This is a genomic window from Desulfobacterales bacterium, from assembly GCA_029211065.1.
Classification (GTDB): domain Bacteria; phylum Desulfobacterota; class Desulfobacteria; order Desulfobacterales; family JARGFK01; genus JARGFK01.
On record JARGFK010000013.1, the window covers coordinates 31513 to 48241 of the forward strand.

Genomic DNA, 16729 nt, shown 5'->3' on the forward strand with positions numbered 1-16729 from the left:
AAACCGCAGCGGCCGTCAACATACTTTATTCCTTTTGGAAAACTACTTAGATGAAGTCCATGGATAGTGCAGTTTCAATCGCCATTTCAGTTCTGGTATCGCTTGGAATTTATTTTTGGTTCTGGGTCTCATTAAAGAATGAGAAAAAGAAACAATATATCAGCACCCACTGGTTCCTGCATCCGAACGCCATCTGTCTCTGGAGAGTTTTGATCGGTCTGGCCGGGATGCTGCTTTATTTTGTGGCTGAGCAGCACTTCTGGGGGATTTTGCTGTTTACCTTTTCGGCTGTTGCAGACGGGATTGACGGCCTTGTCGCTCGGGAGTGTAATCTGCTGACGCCTTTTGGCGAGGAACTTGATCCGCTGTGCGATAAGATAACCTATCTGCCGCCGATGGTCTTTTTCGCCCATCAGGGCTTTCTGGATATGACCATCCTCTGGGTTTTAATTATTATTGAGGTCTGCGGACAATTCCTGGTCCGCGATATTATCAAACGATTTACAAAGTTCTCGGTGAGCGCCAATAATTTCGGAAAAATTAAAGCAGTGCTGTGTTTTTCCCTGATCATCTACGGCGCCCTTCTGGACAGCGCCTATCGTATTCCGGATTTTACAGCCGAGATTCTGATGGCCTGCATCGTTTTATCGGTTGCCTCCAGCGTGTTCAAAATCATATCCAACCACTTTTATGCCGATATTTTGTCCGGATTGAATCTGGTCTGCGGCATAACCGGAATCGTGCTGGTTTTTAAAGGATGGTACGTCCTGGTTGCCATCGCCATTCTGGCCGGGCAGATTTTTGATCTGTTCGACGGCCGGATCGCGGAAAAGCACGGGGGGACAAAATTCGGTCCGTGGCTGGATGATATTGCGGACATGGTCAGCTTCGGCGTTTGTCCGGGCCTGCTGGTACTGATGAGCACCGAAATGAAGCTGCCCGCATTTGTTTTGGGGATTTTCTATATTCTTGCGGTGGGATTCCGCCTGTGGCGCTTTCTGATTCGTGACAAACATGACAAAACCCTGCCCCCGGGGACGTTTAACGGCCTGCCCAGTCCGGCCGGCGCCATCGTCGTGCTGGGGGCCTGTCTTTTCTGGCAAAACGCCTGGATGTCATTGGGTGTTGTGCTGCTAACCTCGTTCCTGCTGATCAGCCACATCCGGTTTGTCCATTTCGGCCGGGTGATTCTGCGACGGATTCCCCGGTCGGTGATGGTTATCTTCGGCTTTCTGGTGGTGTTTGTCCTAGCCTATCTGATCAAAACCAGAAACCCGGAAATGCTGGGCGCTATTCTGCTCATATCTTTTACGATTTATGCCTTGGCGGGTAACACGAAAATTGCGGAGAAGATTTTACCGACCGGCTGAAAAAAGGATTCCAGCTCGAATCCTTGACCCGATTCTCCCACAACAAGCATCCGGAAGCAAATTGTCATTATGTTTTCTCATTGACGCTTTCAGCAGATAGGGGAACGCTATGAACACAAAATGGGTCATCGGTCGATCGAAGTGGGTTTTCGTTTTCGGTCTGCTTACTTTTGCTGCGGCAAAAACGCTTTACGCCGACCAGGGAGGGGCTGCTGCGGTTTCCTGGAAGCTGCTGATTTTCGGGCTTTTGGGAGGACTGGCGTTTTTTCTGTATGGAATTGAAAAGATGAGCGTCGGCATGCAGAAAGCGGCCGGCAACCAGATGCGGGCGGTCCTGGCGGCAATTACCAAAAACCGCATCATTGCCCTTGGGATCGGAGCGGGGATCACCATGCTGATTCAATCCAGCAGCGCCACGACTGTTATGCTGGTCAGTTTTGTCCAGGCCGGCCTGATGAGTTTTACCCAGTCCCTCGGCGTGATTCTGGGGGCTGACATCGGCACAACGGTCACCGCCCAGTTGATCGCCTTCAAGCTGACCGATTACGCCCTGTTGATGATCGCTGCGGGTTTCGGCCTGTATATTTTTTCTAAAAACGACGACGGTAAAAATATCGGTGAAATGATCCTCGGTTTCGGGATTCTCTTCTACGGCATGAAACTGATGAGCGATAGCATGAGCCCCTTGCGATCACACCAGGGCTTTGTGGGGATGATGGCCGGGCTTGAAAACCCGCTGATCGGCCTGCTGATCGGGACACTGTTTACGGCGGTTATTCAAAGCAGCGCCGCCACCATCGGGGTGGTGATCGTCTTGTCGCAGCAGGGGTTGCTGACGCTGGAGGCCGGCATCCCCGTTATTTTCGGCGCCAATATCGGGACGTGCATTACGGCCGGTCTGGCAGCCATCGGCACGACCCGCGAGGCCAAGCGGGTTGCCCTGGCGCATGTGCTCTTTAAAATCGGCGGAGTAGCGCTTTTTATTTTCTGGTTGCCTGCTTACGCCGGCATCATCAAGGAGCTGGCGATCACTTTCGATTCCGACATCGCCCGCCAGATTGCCAATGCCCATGCTATTTTCAACATCAGCCTGGCGGTTGCTTTTATACCGTTACGCCGTTTTTCGCACGCCTGATTGAAAAGATGCTGCCTATCAAAAAAAAGGCCGACGTCGACGAACCCGTATGGCATCTGGATCAAAGCAGTATCTCTTCGCCGGCCCTTGTCATCGATCTGGCCCGCCACGAAATCTCCCGCATCGCCGTGATTCTCGGCCGGATGCTGCGGGCCATTATTATACCTTTCATGTCCGATGAGAAATTAATCCGAAACGAGGGGCACTCCCGGGAAGAAACCGAACTTCTCATTAAGGAAATACCCACGCGGGATCATTTTAACCCGCGCCTGACCCTGATGGAGGGGATCGACCGGCGCGAGGAGGAAATAGATTATCTGGATGAAAAGTTGCGCGAATACCTGTTTCAGATTGCCCGGCACAGCGTTTCCGATGATCAGGCCAAAGAGGTCTACGGCATGATTTCGATAACGAACGATATGGAACGGATCGGCGACCTGATCCATCGGAACATGGTGCCCCTGATCGCCAAGAAAAAACTGCTCGAAGTCGATTTTTCGGACGAAGGCAAAGAGGAGCTCTTAATTTACCATCAGAAAGTATGCCGCCAGATTGACCTTCTGGAGGAAGCCTTTGCCGAAACCAATCTGGACATGGCGCGCGACATCATGGCCAGCGAGAGAACCTACCTGGATCTGGAGGATCAGTATCGTGTCCGGCATCTGGAACGGATCCGGCGGCAGAACAAAAAGTCCCTCGAAACCCACGAGATTCACATGGAGCTGATGGATCTGCTTAAACAGATCATTGTCTACTCATCCAATATCGCCGGCACCTTCCTGAGAAAGCGGCCGTCCGATTAAATATTGAGAAAAGCTTTTGAATAATTCTGCAGTCCCGCAAAGCGGGATCTCCGCTTCGTTCCGGCAAGCTGCGAGTAATGCACTCGCTTTTGCAGTTCAAATCTTAAGATCAAGCCAGTCCTTTTGGCGGGGACCCACTTTTTAAACCAAACCAATCAGCTTCCACCATGAGGTCGCAACCAGAATCAGCACACCCAGCAGGATCGGCGTGGCCACCAGGCCGGCCTTGGTCAAGTCGAAAGCTTTGAACTGCTTATATGAATAGGCGATGGCATTGGGCGGGCAGCCGATCACCAGGATCATGGCAAAGGAGGTCGCCATCCCCAGGCACAGGGCGATGATGCGCGGATCAACCCCTTCCATCACAGCCAGGGGCAGAGCGATGGGCATGATCAGGGCTGCTGCCGCCACATTGGCCATGACGTTGGTAACCAGCGCGCCGAAAACGGCGATGGCGCCGAACAGAAGGAGCCAGCCGCCCCCTTTTGCCAAGGGAAAGAACAGGTTGGCAAAATACGTGGCCGTGCCGGAGCCTTCCATGGCAAGTCCCAGGGCCAGGCCTCCGCCGAAGATAAACACGGAAGTGCCCCACTCCAGGTGCTCCTGGATATCGTCCCATGTCAGGACGCCGCTGACGACCAGGGCGGCCACACCCAGCGGGCCGGTGAGGGAATAATCAAGTCCGTGCCAGTTTTTAGTCAACCACACCAGCATGATGATAACCAGAATCCAAAGGGTGCGTTTTTCCGCAGGAGTGAAAGTACCGGACTCCACGTCAAACTTTGGCAGCTTGATCTTGGGATCCGGGCGGTAGAGGAAATAAATCACGGCAACGGCAGTGGGAATCGTGGCCAGTGCCGCGGGAAAGGCAAAGATGAACCAGTCCAGGAATGTAATTTCGATTCCGCTAAATTCTTTCAAAAAAGCGGCTGAAACCATGCAGCGCCCTCCGCCGATCAGGGTGCCCATGCCGCCGCTGGAACAGGCAAAGGGGAGTGACAGCATCATGAAGCGCGCGGTGTTGGTGTGCGGTTCAACCCCGGCGGCGCGCATCATCGGCAGCATGGCGGAAATGGCAATGGCCGTGGCGGCCGCATCGTGCATCACGGTGGAGGCGAGGCCCAGACCGCAGGCCAGGATGAAGGTAAAGCGGGTGACGCTGTCACCGGCTTTACGGGCGATAAAATACCCCATCCGTTTGGTGATGCCGACCTTGTCAAGGGCGATGGCGTATATCAGGCAGCTCATGATGAAAATCACCACCGGGTGCATATAGGCCGCCCAGGAATCCTTAAGGCTTGATACGCCGGTGATGACCAGCAGCACGCCGATGCACATTGCGGTGATCTGCAGCGGCACCGGTTCGAAAACAAACAGAAAAACGATCAAGGCGAGAAATCGGTGCGCTTTGATCGACAACCCATCCACATAGTCCACCTTGACGGTTGTCAGCCCCACCTGGCCGGCTTTTGCCGTCAACCATGCGGCGGTTGCCTCGGGACTTCCCGGCGCCAATGCCTGCAGCTCGTAGATCACCTTTTTCTTGCCGTCGACCAGTTGCGTTTTTTCCCCCTGATCCGAAAGCCTGAAGATACCGTGAGTTGCCTCCAGTAATCTTTTGTCCTGATCACCGACAATCTCAAAACGGCTTCCTTCGGGTCTGGGAATGGCCATCACAATTAAACTGAGTGTAACGGCGATACCAAGTTGAAAAAATGTCTTTTTATTCGGGGACATGTAGACGGGCTCCTTTAAATAATACTGTTTGGGATTCTGATAAGCGCTTAAGATGCGCCCGAAATGATCGGTTATGTGATAGAGCAACTGTTGTGCCATGCTGTCTTCGGCTTCATGGCATGGGCGGAGGGGTGCCCGGCGGCTCGGCTAACATGTCGTAACCATGATGTTTTTAACGCTTACTGCATTACCGTAAAAAAAGCAGTGGGTGGGTTGATGGTCCGGTAGAACTCAAAAACAGGAACTTCGTCCGGCTAAATTGTCAATTTGTTTTACAACTTGAAAAATTTATTATCACAATGATGGCAGCTATCCGGGAGGGTTGTCATCATTGTTTGAGAAAATCCTTGTTATTTATATTTATATGATTATATTCCCACTTCCTTATTGACGGCAGAGATCATAACCAGTGGGAGAAACAAACGGATGGCAGTTGAATTAAGAAACGACAAACTAAGAAACATCGCAATCATAGCGCATGTCGACCACGGCAAGACCACCCTGGTGGATACGATGTTTCGCCAGAGCGGCCTGTTTCGTGACAATCAGAATGTTAACGAACGGCTCATGGACACCATGGAACTTGAACGGGAACGGGGGATTACCATCGCGGCCAAGAACTGCTCGGTCATGTGGCAGGGCGTCCGCATCAACATTATCGACACCCCGGGTCATGCCGATTTCGGCGGAGAAGTGGAACGGGCGCTTTCCATGGCGGACGGGGCGATTTTGCTGGTGGATGCGTCTGAAGGTCCTCTACCCCAAACCCGTTTCGTTCTTAAAAAAGCCCTGGCGGCCGGGCTTAAGATCATCGTGGTCATCAACAAGATCGATCGTTCGGATGCCAGGCCGGCGGCGGTTTTGGATGAAATATACGACTTGCTCATCGATCTGGGCGCAAATGAAGATCAGCTTGAATTCCCGCTGCTGTATGCAATCGGCCGCGACGGGATCGCCCAGAAAACCTTGAAAGAGACCGGCAGGGATCTCCATATTCTATTTGATACCATCCTTAAAGAGATTCCCGGGCCTGCCTATGATCAGGACGCGCCATTTCAGATGCTGGTATCGGATCTGGCGTACTCGGATTACGTCGGCCGTCTGGCTGTCGGAAAGATTTTCAACGGAACAGCCCATGCCCGGGACAATCTGGTGTGTCTGGGGGAATCCGGGCGGCAGACGCCGCTTAAAGTTGCCAAGCTAGAGATATTTCAGGGAATTCATCTTCTGGAGGTAGAGGAAGTCCAACCCGGGGATATTGCCGTGTTGGCCGGCATCGAAGCGGTCCAGATCGGGGATACCATCTGCAACCTGGAAACCCCCCGGGCGCTTCCCCGGATTCGAATCGATCAGCCGACGGTTTCCATCAAGGTTTCGGTGAACAACTCACCCTTTAGCGGAAAAGAGGGCAAGCATGTCCAGTTCAGCCGGGTTCGGGAGCGGCTGCAGAAAGAGCTCCGGATGAACGTGGCCATTCAGCTGGAGGAAACCGGTGAACAGGAAAGCGTTTTGATTAAAGGCCGCGGGGAATTTCAACTGGCCATTCTCATCGAAACCATGCGGCGGGAAGGCTATGAATTCTGCGTGGGCCGGCCCAAAGTCATTTACCGATATGAAAACGGACGTAAACTCGAACCCATGGAACGGCTCTTGGTGGACTGTGATGAACGCTTTATGGGCGTCGTGACTGAAAAGCTTTCCTGCCGCAAAGGCAAGATGATCAGCCTGTCCAACAACGGCAGCGGCCGGGTTCGGGTTGAATATTCCGTGCCCTCCCAGGGGTTGATCGGCTACCAGGACGAATTTCTTACCGATACCCACGGCACCGGCATCATGCATCCGTTTTTTGACGGGTATGACGAATTCCGGGGAGAAAGTCTCAGTCGCTTCACCGGTTCCCTTGTGGCCGACCGGACGGGAACAGCCGTTCCCTATGCCCTCTATAACCTTGAGCCGCGGGGCCGGCTTTTCGTCAATCCGGGCGACCCGGTCTACGAAGGAATGATCATCGGGGAGCATAACCGTGGCAGCGATCTCAACGTGAACGCCTGCAAGGAAAAGAAGCTGAGCAACATGCGGGCCGCCAATAAAGATGAAAACGTCATTCTGTCACCGATAAAACCCTTAACCCTGGAGCAGGCCATCAGCTTTGTCCGGGATGACGAACGGGTCGAGGTGACCCCCCGTTCCATCCGCATGCGCAAGGCCGAACTTGGCGCCCAAAAACGTCATAACATGCGCGCCGCCAGCCTGAAGACAAAATCTTGATCCGGTGTCAGCCCGGCGGAACAGTGTTTATCTGTCGGGAATATATAATGATTTAAAATATTGGGCCGGATCAAGTTTTTTGCCGGTGTGCTTCAATCAGGGCGGGAATAAATATATTCAGATCTTCCACGATACAGATATCGGCGATGTTGAAAATGGCGGCATGGGGGTCGCTGTTGACCGCTACGATAAAGCCGGAGTCGCGCATGCCGGCCAGATGCTGGACGGACCCGGAAATGCCGCAGGCGATATAGAGTTTCGGGGAAACCACCGCCCCTGTCAATCCCACCTGGCGCCGGTGTTCGAGCCAGCCGGCAACGCAGATCCAGCGGGAGCCGGCCACGGCAGAGAGCGGAAAGAGGGCGGCAAGCGTGAAAATCAGCGCCAGGTTTTCCTTCTTGCCGACACCCCGGCCGGCGGACACGATCACCGGGGCCTGGGCAATTTCGCTTTCCTGGGCGGGTGCCTTCCGGGTTTCAACCGTGCGGATGCGTGCCTCTCCACCGGGTGTCTTGCGGATTTCAACCCGGCCGGGAGCGGCGGGATCTGCGCTCGACGGTTTGAAAAATCCCGGGGCAACCGTCAGAACAGCGGTTTTGGCTTGTACACAGATATCCGCCAGGATCTTGCCGTTGTAGAATGCCCGGGTAAACAGGATGCGCCCCCTATCTTCATATACCGATTCTACGCCCGTAATGCAGACAGCGCCCAATCGGTGGGCCAGACCCGGGGCAAAATCCATCCCCATGGGGGTCTGGGCGATGCAGACGTAGTCGGGATTCAGCTCCGACAGCAGCGGTGCAAGGATGTTTTTGTAAAGGTCGCCGTTATACCGGGGGCGGTTCGATTCCTGGACGGCCATAACATCCAGACCGGTTTTTGCGGCAATGAGATGGGCCATATCTTCGGGGTCGTTTCCCAGTATAAGGACCTTGATCGGCGCCGGCATCGCCTGCCGGAGTTCTAGGGCAAAGGCGATAAGCTCATAGGTTGCCGGCCTGATTTTTCCCTCCAGGTGTTCTGCTATAACGACAATGGGTCGCGTCATCATCCCTCGTTTAAGCCAGAAAAGACTTTTCTTTGAGTTTACTCAATAATTCCTGCGCCTTCTGCTGCGGACTGCCTTCAAGGAATCTGCCGAAGCGGGTTTTTTGGGGATATTTAAACCGGACGGCCTGTTGGAATGATTCCGGACGGCTCAGGGATGCGGCGGCGATGATTTCAAGATCCTGTCCTTTTGCGCGCAGGATATTTGAAAGGGACGGGTAGCGGGGCTTCTGTGCGCCGCTCTGGATGGTCAATACGGCCGGAAGGCTTAATGCCAGCAAATCCCGAAGGCCTTCGGCCGGCACGCGCTGGACGGACGCGGTTGCCTTGCCGGGTGTGATCCGGATGCCGACAACAGCGGTCACACAGGGCAGGGACAGGTGCTCAGCCACCAGCGGCCCCACCTGGCCGTGCAGTCCGTCTTCCGACATCATGCCGCTAAGGATCAGATCATAATTTCTGCTGCGAGCGGCTGCGGCGACCCATGCGGCGACGACAGCGGGGACCGGATCGTTTTCAATGTCGGTACAGATATGGATCCCGTGGTCTGCCCCCATGCCCAGGGCCCTTTTCAATACCGTTTCAGAACGCTTTGGTCCGACACTGATTGCCTCGATGCGTGTATCGGGAAACGTGTCCCTGATCAGAAGCGCCTCCTCCAGCGCCTGTTCATCATAACGATTCATCCGCAGCGGGGACAACGGGTCCGTTTGAATGGATTTCCCGTCCGGCGCAATCCGGACAGGCGCTTCGGATTCAGGTACGGGTTTTATGCATACAAGTATTTTCATGGCTGACACGAAATAGGCCCCTTATTCTACAGCCCTTTAGGCAGGTGAAAGATAGTTAGGGTATCACCATCTTTTTTTCAAGGAAAAAACGACCGCCCTCCGGATGGGGCGCATATTTATGGCAATAACGCTATTTGCTTGACACGATTGGCGGTGAAACCTTAAAATAAGATGTAAATGTAACGAGTAACAAGTGACGAGTGACCAGTCAGAAACAGGAAGTTCGAAGATCAAGCGGCTGGGAAGGTCAAGATATCACCACTGGTACCCCCGAACCCAGGACCCCTTTTCCCCTCTGTTTGAAAGCGGGTTTATGAGTGAAATTTATTTTATCAGGCACGCCCAGGCGTCTTTCGAAAACGATAATTACGACCAGCTTTCAGCGCTGGGCGTCCGTCAGTCGCAGATCCTGGGGGAGTATTTCAGGCGTTTGGGATTGAAGTTTGACAGCGTCTATGCCGGCACCATGAAGCGGCAGGTCGATACGGCCAGAGAGGTGCTGTCCCGGATGCCGGAAGATCATACCGGGTTGAAGCTGCGCCGGGAGTCCGCTTTTGACGAATACGATTTTACGGCCATCCTCAAAACCCAGATTCCCTTAATGATTGATGAAGAACCCGCCCTTGGGGAGATTTTAGCCCGCAGGGCCGCTGACCGGCCGGCCTTCCAGAAACTGTTTGAGCGAGCGGTTACGAGGTGGATCAGCGGCCGGTACGATACCGGGGGCATAGAGACCTGGCCGGACTACGGCGCCAGAATCCGCGGGGGTATTCAGCAACTGATGAAAGCGGGCGGACCGCAAAAAAGAGCCGCTGTATTTACGTCGGGAGGCTGTGTTGCCGTGGCCGTGCAGATGGCGCTCGATATTTCAGACGTCAAAACAATTGAACTTTCCTGGCAGGTGCGCAACACATCCGTGTCCGTATTTAAGTATGGCAGCAGGGGATTGGGGCTCTTTTCATTTAATTCTACGGCCCATCTTGAAGCTCAGGATAGTGCCGATCTGCTGACTTACCGGTGAACGATCGCTTTTAAGAGGAGGTTGCGATGGACTTCAACGTTTCGGAACAAACCCGGACCATCATCGCGATGATGGAAGAATTTGTTGAAAAAGAGTTGATCCCCATGGAGCCGGAGTTTTTGCGGCGATCCTTTGCATCGATGGCGTCCGAACTGGAAGAAAAACGACGGATGGTCAGACAGATGGAGCTGTGGGCGCCCCAGCATCCCCGCGAATTGGGCGGCATGGGTCTGGACCTGATGGATTTTGCCCTGGTTTCGGAGGCCCTGGGACGGACCCCGCTGGGCCATTACGTGTTCGGCGCCCAGGCACCGGATGCGGGGAACATCGAAATCCTGCACCGCTATGGGACAGAAGCGCAGAAAGAAACATTTCTGAAACCACTGGTGGCGGGAGATATCCGCAGCTGTTTTTCCATGACCGAGGTTGAAATGCCCGGCTCCAATCCCATTATGCTGGAGACCACCGCGGTGAAGGACGGCAGCGACTATGTCATCAACGGCCAGAAGTGGTATACGTCCAGTGCCGACGGCGCCCGTTTTGCCATTGTCATGGCGGTCACCAATCCCGAGGCTTCGCCCTACCTCCAGGCCAGCATGATCATCGTTCCCACGGATACCCCCGGTTTCAACCGGGTGCGCAATATATCGGTGATGGGGCATGAGGGCTCCGGCTGGGCCAGCCACGCGGAAATACTGTACCAGTCCTGCCGGGTTCCCCGGGAAAACCTGCTGGGGCCCGAGGGTCAGGGGTTTGTCATCGCCCAGGAAAGACTGGGACCGGGGCGGATTCATCACTGCATGCGATGGGTCGGAATCTGTCAGCGGGCGTTTAAGCTGATGTGCGTCCGGGCGATGGAGCGCGTGATTGCACCCGATGGCCGCCCCCTGTCCAGCAAGCAGATCATCCAGGCCTGGATCGCCGAATGCGCTGCCGATATTCAGGCCGCGCGGCTCATGGTTCTGCATGCGGCCTGGAAAATGCAGCAGTATGGCGCCCGGGAAGCACGCCAGGAAATATCCCTGATAAAATTTTTTGCAGCCAACATCCTGCAGAAGGTGGTGGACCGCGCCCTGCAGGTGCACGGCGGTCTGGGCATGACCGACGACACCATTCTGGCATTTTTTTACCGGCATGAGCGGGCCGCCAGAATTTACGACGGCGTCGATGAGGTTCATAAAATTTCGGTGGCCCGGCGGATTTTGCAGGATTTTGGAAACAGACCCCTTTTTCCCAACTAAAAGGAGGGCTGATGGATTTTACGGACAAGGCCACATCCATTCGAAATGGAGAGTCCCTGGATCGGAAAAAGGTCGAAAGTTTTTTAAAAGACGCGATTCCGGGATTGAGCGGCGCGCTGGATATCCGCCAGTTTCCCGGGGGGTATTCGAACCTGACGTATCTGCTCGGCATCGGCGATCGTGAAATGGTTTTGCGGCGCCCCCCCTTCGGCACCAAAGCCAAAAGCGCCCATGACATGTCAAGGGAGTTTCGTGTTCTGACGGCGCTTTACCCGGTTTTTCCTTACTGCCCGAAACCCCTGGCATATTCAGAAGATCCGGCGCTGATCGGCTGTCCGTTCTATGTGATGGAGCGACTGAACGGCATCATCCTGCGTAAAAACCTGCCCGACGGCCTGACGTTAATGCCCCCCCAGGCCGACGCACTGTGCGATCGATTCCTTGATGTCATGGTGGAGCTGCACCGGATTGATTACAAGGCGGTGGGCCTGGAAAATTTCGGCAAACCGGACGGATACATTTTTCGACAGGTTGCCGGCTGGAGTGACCGCTATCGGGCCGCCCGAACGGAAGATGCCCCGGACTTTGAAACGGTGATGGCCTGGATTAAGGAAAACATGCCGGCCGATACAAAGCGACCGTCCATCATTCATAATGACTATCGTCTTGACAATATCGTACTGGACCGTTTTAATCCTGAAAAGATCATCGGCGTGCTGGATTGGGAAATGGCGACAGTGGGGGATCCCCTCATGGACCTCGGCAATACCCTGGCATACTGGGTCGAGCAGGATGATCCGGATGAACGCAAGGAAATCCGGATGACCCTTACGCATCTGCCGGGTTTCCCGACCCGGGCGGAAATGGTCCGCCGCTACCGGGAAAAATCCGGCCGGTCCTTTGAAAAGTTTGACTTTTATTATTGTTTTGGCATGTTTCGCCTGGCGGTCATCGCCCAGCAGATCTACTACCGGTATTTTCACGGCCAGACCAAAGATAAACGTTTCGGGATGCTGATTTTTGTCGTCCATATTCTTGAGCGCGCTGCGGTTAAGGTGATGGAAGGGTCAAAACTGTAACCTCCGGATAAAAAAATATGATGGACCGGTTGCAATCTGAAAAAAACAGCTTATATTAGCGGTGAGACCCCGCCGCCACCGGACGGGGTCGTTTATTTTAGAAGATCGCATTTTAAAACGGGGGTCAAGAAAAGGAGACAGACACAATGACGGATCGTTCGACTATTACGCTTTACAGCGGGGGGCACAAAGGCGCCGAAGCCGAGTTCGGGAAGCTTGCCGAGCAGTGGGGAATTCAGGAAGTTAACTATTCGTTTGACGGACACGAAGTCGAGCGCACGCGAGGGGTCCGGGTATTGAGCCCGGCTGAACTCGAAAAGGGCAATGTCAGCATGGAGATTGTCTCCCTTCGCGTGGGCCGCAACTTTTCAAAGGCTGAAAAAATCCGGAAGGTGATTCAGTCCATTTTTCACATGGTCAACAGCGGTTACTGCGTGATTGCCGTGGGTTGGATACAGCCGGACGGCACTGTCAAGGGGGGAACCGGTTGGGGGGTTGAGCTGGCAAAACTTTTTAACCGCCCGGTCAGTGTGTACGACCAGGACCGCAAAGGCTGGTTTACCTGGAAGGATAACAACTGGGTAGCCCAAAAGCCGCTGATTACCCATAAGACATTTGCCGGGACCGGTACCCGAAACCTGACCGATGACGGCCGCAAAGCGGTTTATGATCTTTTTGAAGCCTCTTTCGGACCCTCCCGGGGCTGATCAGCCGTTTTCTCTCCATGTCATTCAATTTTTATAGGCGCTGCCGGAGGTCTGTATTGAGACCTTCGGCCGGCCTGTTAAAATAACATTCCGGATCTCTTCATTCACTACCATCATTTGGGCGGTAAATTTTGGCGCAACGTATTTTTCCATTTTTAGAGTGGTTCCAGAATTACCGGTTCGACAGTTTCAAGTCCGATGCCGTTGCCGGGCTTACCGTGGCCCTGGTGTTGATTCCGCAGTCGATGGCCTATGCGCAGCTGGCGGGTTTGCCGGCCTATTACGGGCTGTATGCATCCTTTCTGCCGCCGCTGGTGGCGGCCCTGTTCGGTTCGAGCCGCCAGCTCGCGACCGGGCCGGTTGCGGTGGTTTCATTGCTGACGGCCGTGACCCTTGAACCGCTGGCGACTGCCGGAAGCCAGGGCTATATCGCCTATGCCGTCATGCTGACCCTGATTATCGGCGTTATCCAATTCTCTTTGGGTATTCTGAGGCTCGGTATCGTCATTAATTTTCTCTCCCTCCCGGTCATAAACGGATTTACCAATGCCGCCGCCATCATTATTGCTTCATCGCAACTCCCAAAGCTCTTCGGTGTCGATATTGATAAAGCCCTGAATCACCTTGATACCATCGTCGGCTTATTCAAAGCCGTCGCCGCCGATACGCACGGACCGACCCTGATGATGGGGCTCCTGGCGTTTGTCATTATGTACGGCTTAAAGCGGCTGGTGCCCAGAGTTCCCGGCATACTGGTGGCGGTGGTTGTGACAAGCCTGTTGTCATGGGGATTGGATTTTTACCGTGAAACGTCGGTGGACTTGCCGGCGGTCCAATCCCAGGAAGTCAACAAACTGATACAGCTATACAACCGGGAGATGCTCTCGGTCCAGTCGCTTTCCAGCAATCGCAGCGAGCTGACCAGGGAGCTGAACCGGGCCGCGAAAACGCTCCATCCGCTCAAGGCGCTGGAGCTGAAACATCAGATAGCGGTCTTGACGCACCATGTTGATACCCAAAAAAAACAGGCGGCCGGCTATCGTGAAAAGTTGCGGGGTTTTTATCTTGCGGGTGTGCGCAGTCCCGGGGGAAGCCTGCTGTTATGGTTGAAAAATGAAGTCCCCCGAGACAGCCAAAGCGATGGCCGAACCTGGCGCATCCAAATAGACAAACAGACGATCCTGACCGATTCCATCCGCTTAACGTCCGGCGGCAAAGTGGTAGGGTTCGTTCCGAAAGGGTTGCCGGCGGTTTCGTTCCCCCGAATGGAATTTCATACTGTGTTACACCTGTTGACCTTTGCTGCGATCATCTCTTTGCTGGGGTTCATGGAGGCCATTTCCATCGCAAAGGCCATGGCAGCCAAAACCGGACAGCGAATCGACCCGAACCAGGAGCTCATCGGGCAGGGCCTTGCCAACATTTTCGGATCCTTTACGAGCAGTTACCCCACTTCCGGGTCATTCTCCCGATCGGCCGTCAATCTGCAGACCGGTGCGATTTCCGGGCTCTCCGGTGTGATTACCGGGCTGGCAGTGGCCCTCGTGCTCCTGTTTTTTACGCCGCTGCTCTATTATTTGCCCCAGTCTGTCCTGGCGGCCATCATTATGGTGGCGGTCATAGATCTCATCAACATTTCAGGCTTCATCCATGCCTGGCAGGCCCAGTGGTATGACGGCGCCATCTCCATCATCACATTTGTCGGCACACTGGTTTCAGCGCCGCACCTGGATCGTGGTATTTTTATCGGGGTGGGGCTGTCCCTGCTGGTATTTCTTTATAAAAGCATGCGTCCGGCCACGGCCTCTCTGTCGCTTTATGACGATGAAGCGCTCCATGATGCCGTGACTTTCTGCCTGCAGGAGTGCCGTCTCATGGAAGTGGTCCGGTTCGACGGGCCTTTGTTTTTCGCTAATGCAACCTATCTGGAAGACCAGATCAATATGCATCGTCAAACCAAAAAAGAACTGAAACATATTATTATCTATGCCAACAGCATCAACGATCTGGATGCAACCGGCGAGGAGGCGCTGTCTTTAATCGTGGACAGGGTCCGCAGCGCCGGCGTGGATATTTCTTTTGCCGGCGCCAACCGGTCGGTCATGGCGGTTTTCAAACGCACCCATCTGCTGTTCAAAATCGGTGAGGACCACTTTTATCCAACGATCGAAAAAGCGATATCCGCGGTGCATGCCCAGACCCACAGTGAAAACGAAGAAAAAATGTGCCCCCTTACGACGGTGTGCCGTCTGCCGGGAAGCGAAAGCGAGGTTTAACATGTCTGTCATTACGGTATTCAGCGGAAGCTACTGCAAAGAGACAGATGTCATCGGCCGGCTGCAGGAAGCAACCGGTTATGAATTGATTGCCGATTCTGAAATAGTTGCTGAAGCCGGCAGGCTTTCCGGTCTGTCCGAGGGTAAAATTGCACGGTGTTTTTCAGCCAAGACATCCATTTTCGACAAGTTCGGCCGGGAAAAAAAACAGGCCGTCATTTTCCTTAAATCCGTCTTGGCAAAACTGCTTTCCCGGGATAAACTGCTGATTGCAGGTTTTTGCGGTCAGTTGATTCCGAAACCGATCTCGCATATCCTGCGGGTCTGCCTGATTGCGGATATGAAACACCGAATTGCACTGGCAGTCGCGGCGGACAAAATCACGGAAAAAGAAGCCATTCGGCTGATCAACAAAAAGGATGAAGACCGTGTCGCCTGGACACTGGCGCTATTCGAAAAAAAGGACCCATGGGACGGATCTTTCTATGATATGGTCCTGCCCATGGACAAAATAGCCGTATCGGACGCAGTGGGCCGAATTGCCGAGAATGCAGCTAAAGCGGTCGTCCAGCCGACTGAACGGTCCCAACAGGCGGTTGCCGATTTTATGGTTGAAGCCCGGGTTGAACAAGCCCTGTTTAAGGCGGGTCATTCCGTGGATGTCGCGACTCAAGCCGGGCAGGTCACCCTTACCATCAACCGGAATGTGCTGCGGTTCAAACGCCTTGAAAACGAACTTCGCAAGCTTGTGGGTCAGGTGCCGGGGGCTGTCGATGTTCAGCTCAAGATCGGCAAAAAATACCATAAGAGCAATATCTATCGCCGGCACGATTTTTCGTTGCCGGACCGGGTTCTGCTGGTGGATGATGAACGTGAATTCGCCGAATCCCTGTCGGAGCGTCTGACAATGCAGGATATAGACGCGGCCGTGACCTATGACGGCAGTGCGGCACTGGACCTGATCAGCGAGGAAGAACCGGAAGTGATGCTGCTGGATCTGAATATGCCCGGGATAAATGGCATGGAAGTCTTGAAGCAGGTTAAAACAAACCGGCCGGAGGTGGAAGTCATCATCATGACGGCGCATGGTTCCGAGGCCGAAAGAAAAAGGTGTATGGAACTGGGCGCATTTGCCTTTTTACAGAAGCCGGTGGATCCTGACATCCTGAGCGAAACGCTTCGCAGGGCAAAGAAAAAAATCCGCCGAAATATTGCCCGACAATCGTAATCGGTTCCGGATACCTGAGGCCTGTT

General features: G+C 54.0%; 13 protein-coding genes. 10 read left to right on the forward strand and 3 right to left on the reverse strand.

What is annotated here, in order from left to right:
- Nucleotides 1-50: 50 nt before the first annotated feature.
- From P1P89_04685 to P1P89_04695, 3 genes are all read left to right on the forward strand, one after another.
- On the forward strand, nucleotides 51-1370 hold the full coding sequence (locus P1P89_04685) for a CDP-alcohol phosphatidyltransferase family protein (GenBank protein MDF1590792.1): 1320 nt from the start codon (nucleotides 51-53) through the stop codon (nucleotides 1368-1370).
- A 109-nt stretch (nucleotides 1371-1479) separates the two neighbouring features.
- Nucleotides 1480-2505 carry a Na/Pi cotransporter family protein gene (locus P1P89_04690; GenBank protein ID MDF1590793.1) on the forward strand — a complete coding sequence of 342 codons (1026 nt, stop codon included), beginning with the start codon at nucleotides 1480-1482 and terminating at the stop codon, nucleotides 2503-2505.
- A gap of 8 nt (nucleotides 2506-2513) precedes the next feature.
- Nucleotides 2514-3308 (forward strand): PhoU domain-containing protein, encoded by a 795-nt coding sequence (locus P1P89_04695; protein MDF1590794.1) that lies wholly within the window; start codon nucleotides 2514-2516, stop codon nucleotides 3306-3308.
- Nucleotides 3309-3449: 141 nt separating this feature from the next.
- On the opposite strand, the gene P1P89_04700 is transcribed toward P1P89_04695, so the two are convergent.
- The gene (locus P1P89_04700; protein MDF1590795.1) at nucleotides 3450-5045 is read right to left on the reverse strand and encodes a DASS family sodium-coupled anion symporter; all 1596 of its coding nucleotides are present in this window, start codon (nucleotides 5043-5045) and stop codon (nucleotides 3450-3452) included.
- A gap of 426 nt (nucleotides 5046-5471) precedes the next feature.
- Between P1P89_04700 and typA the strand changes: the two genes are divergently transcribed.
- Nucleotides 5472-7313, forward strand: a complete 1842-nt coding sequence (typA, locus tag P1P89_04705) for a translational GTPase TypA (protein ID MDF1590796.1) — start codon at nucleotides 5472-5474, stop codon at nucleotides 7311-7313.
- A 70-nt stretch (nucleotides 7314-7383) separates the two neighbouring features.
- Here the strand turns inward: typA and P1P89_04710 are convergent, their stop codons facing one another.
- Nucleotides 7384-8361 (reverse strand): electron transfer flavoprotein subunit alpha/FixB family protein, encoded by a 978-nt coding sequence (locus tag P1P89_04710; GenBank protein ID MDF1590797.1) that lies wholly within the window; start codon nucleotides 8359-8361, stop codon nucleotides 7384-7386.
- A 10-nt stretch (nucleotides 8362-8371) separates the two neighbouring features.
- The gene (locus P1P89_04715; protein MDF1590798.1) at nucleotides 8372-9151 is read right to left on the reverse strand and encodes an electron transfer flavoprotein subunit beta/FixA family protein; all 780 of its coding nucleotides are present in this window, start codon (nucleotides 9149-9151) and stop codon (nucleotides 8372-8374) included.
- A gap of 313 nt (nucleotides 9152-9464) precedes the next feature.
- Between P1P89_04715 and P1P89_04720 the strand changes: the two genes are divergently transcribed.
- The 6 genes from P1P89_04720 (at nucleotide 9465) to P1P89_04745 (ending at nucleotide 16703) form a co-directional block, all read left to right on the forward strand.
- Nucleotides 9465-10172, forward strand: a complete 708-nt coding sequence (locus tag P1P89_04720) for a phosphoglycerate mutase family protein (GenBank protein ID MDF1590799.1) — start codon at nucleotides 9465-9467, stop codon at nucleotides 10170-10172.
- Nucleotides 10173-10198: 26 nt separating this feature from the next.
- On the forward strand, nucleotides 10199-11413 hold the full coding sequence (locus P1P89_04725; GenBank protein ID MDF1590800.1) for an acyl-CoA dehydrogenase family protein: 1215 nt from the start codon (nucleotides 10199-10201) through the stop codon (nucleotides 11411-11413).
- Nucleotides 11414-11424: 11 nt separating this feature from the next.
- Nucleotides 11425-12492 carry a phosphotransferase family protein gene (locus P1P89_04730; protein MDF1590801.1) on the forward strand — a complete coding sequence of 356 codons (1068 nt, stop codon included), beginning with the start codon at nucleotides 11425-11427 and terminating at the stop codon, nucleotides 12490-12492.
- 146 nt (nucleotides 12493-12638) lie between these two features.
- A complete protein-coding gene (locus P1P89_04735; protein MDF1590802.1) occupies nucleotides 12639-13199 on the forward strand; it encodes a hypothetical protein in 561 nt (186 codons plus the stop codon).
- Nucleotides 13200-13330: 131 nt separating this feature from the next.
- Nucleotides 13331-15475, forward strand: coding sequence for a SulP family inorganic anion transporter (locus P1P89_04740; GenBank protein ID MDF1590803.1), 2145 nt, complete (start codon nucleotides 13331-13333; stop codon nucleotides 15473-15475).
- 1 nt (nucleotide 15476) lies between these two features.
- Nucleotides 15477-16703 (forward strand): response regulator, encoded by a 1227-nt coding sequence (locus tag P1P89_04745; protein ID MDF1590804.1) that lies wholly within the window; start codon nucleotides 15477-15479, stop codon nucleotides 16701-16703.
- The last annotated feature ends 26 nt before the right edge of the window (nucleotides 16704-16729 follow it).

What these genes read in the sequence shown, in the direction of transcription:
- P1P89_04735 (MDF1590802.1), top strand. Translation starts at nt 12,639, where the DNA reads ATGACGGATCGTTCGACTATTACGCTTTACAGCGGGGGGCACAAAGGC.
- P1P89_04715 (MDF1590798.1), bottom strand. Translation starts at nt 9,151, where the DNA reads ATGAAAATACTTGTATGCATAAAACCCGTACCTGAATCCGAAGCGCCT.
- P1P89_04685 (MDF1590792.1), top strand. Translation starts at nt 51, where the DNA reads ATGAAGTCCATGGATAGTGCAGTTTCAATCGCCATTTCAGTTCTGGTA.
- P1P89_04725 (MDF1590800.1), top strand. Translation starts at nt 10,199, where the DNA reads ATGGACTTCAACGTTTCGGAACAAACCCGGACCATCATCGCGATGATG.
- P1P89_04700 (MDF1590795.1), bottom strand. Translation starts at nt 5,045, where the DNA reads ATGTCCCCGAATAAAAAGACATTTTTTCAACTTGGTATCGCCGTTACA.
- P1P89_04745 (MDF1590804.1), top strand. Translation starts at nt 15,477, where the DNA reads ATGTCTGTCATTACGGTATTCAGCGGAAGCTACTGCAAAGAGACAGAT.
- typA (MDF1590796.1), top strand. Translation starts at nt 5,472, where the DNA reads ATGGCAGTTGAATTAAGAAACGACAAACTAAGAAACATCGCAATCATA.
- P1P89_04695 (MDF1590794.1), top strand. Translation starts at nt 2,514, where the DNA reads ATGCTGCCTATCAAAAAAAAGGCCGACGTCGACGAACCCGTATGGCAT.
- P1P89_04720 (MDF1590799.1), top strand. Translation starts at nt 9,465, where the DNA reads ATGAGTGAAATTTATTTTATCAGGCACGCCCAGGCGTCTTTCGAAAAC.
- P1P89_04690 (MDF1590793.1), top strand. Translation starts at nt 1,480, where the DNA reads ATGAACACAAAATGGGTCATCGGTCGATCGAAGTGGGTTTTCGTTTTC.
- P1P89_04730 (MDF1590801.1), top strand. Translation starts at nt 11,425, where the DNA reads ATGGATTTTACGGACAAGGCCACATCCATTCGAAATGGAGAGTCCCTG.
- P1P89_04710 (MDF1590797.1), bottom strand. Translation starts at nt 8,361, where the DNA reads ATGACGCGACCCATTGTCGTTATAGCAGAACACCTGGAGGGAAAAATC.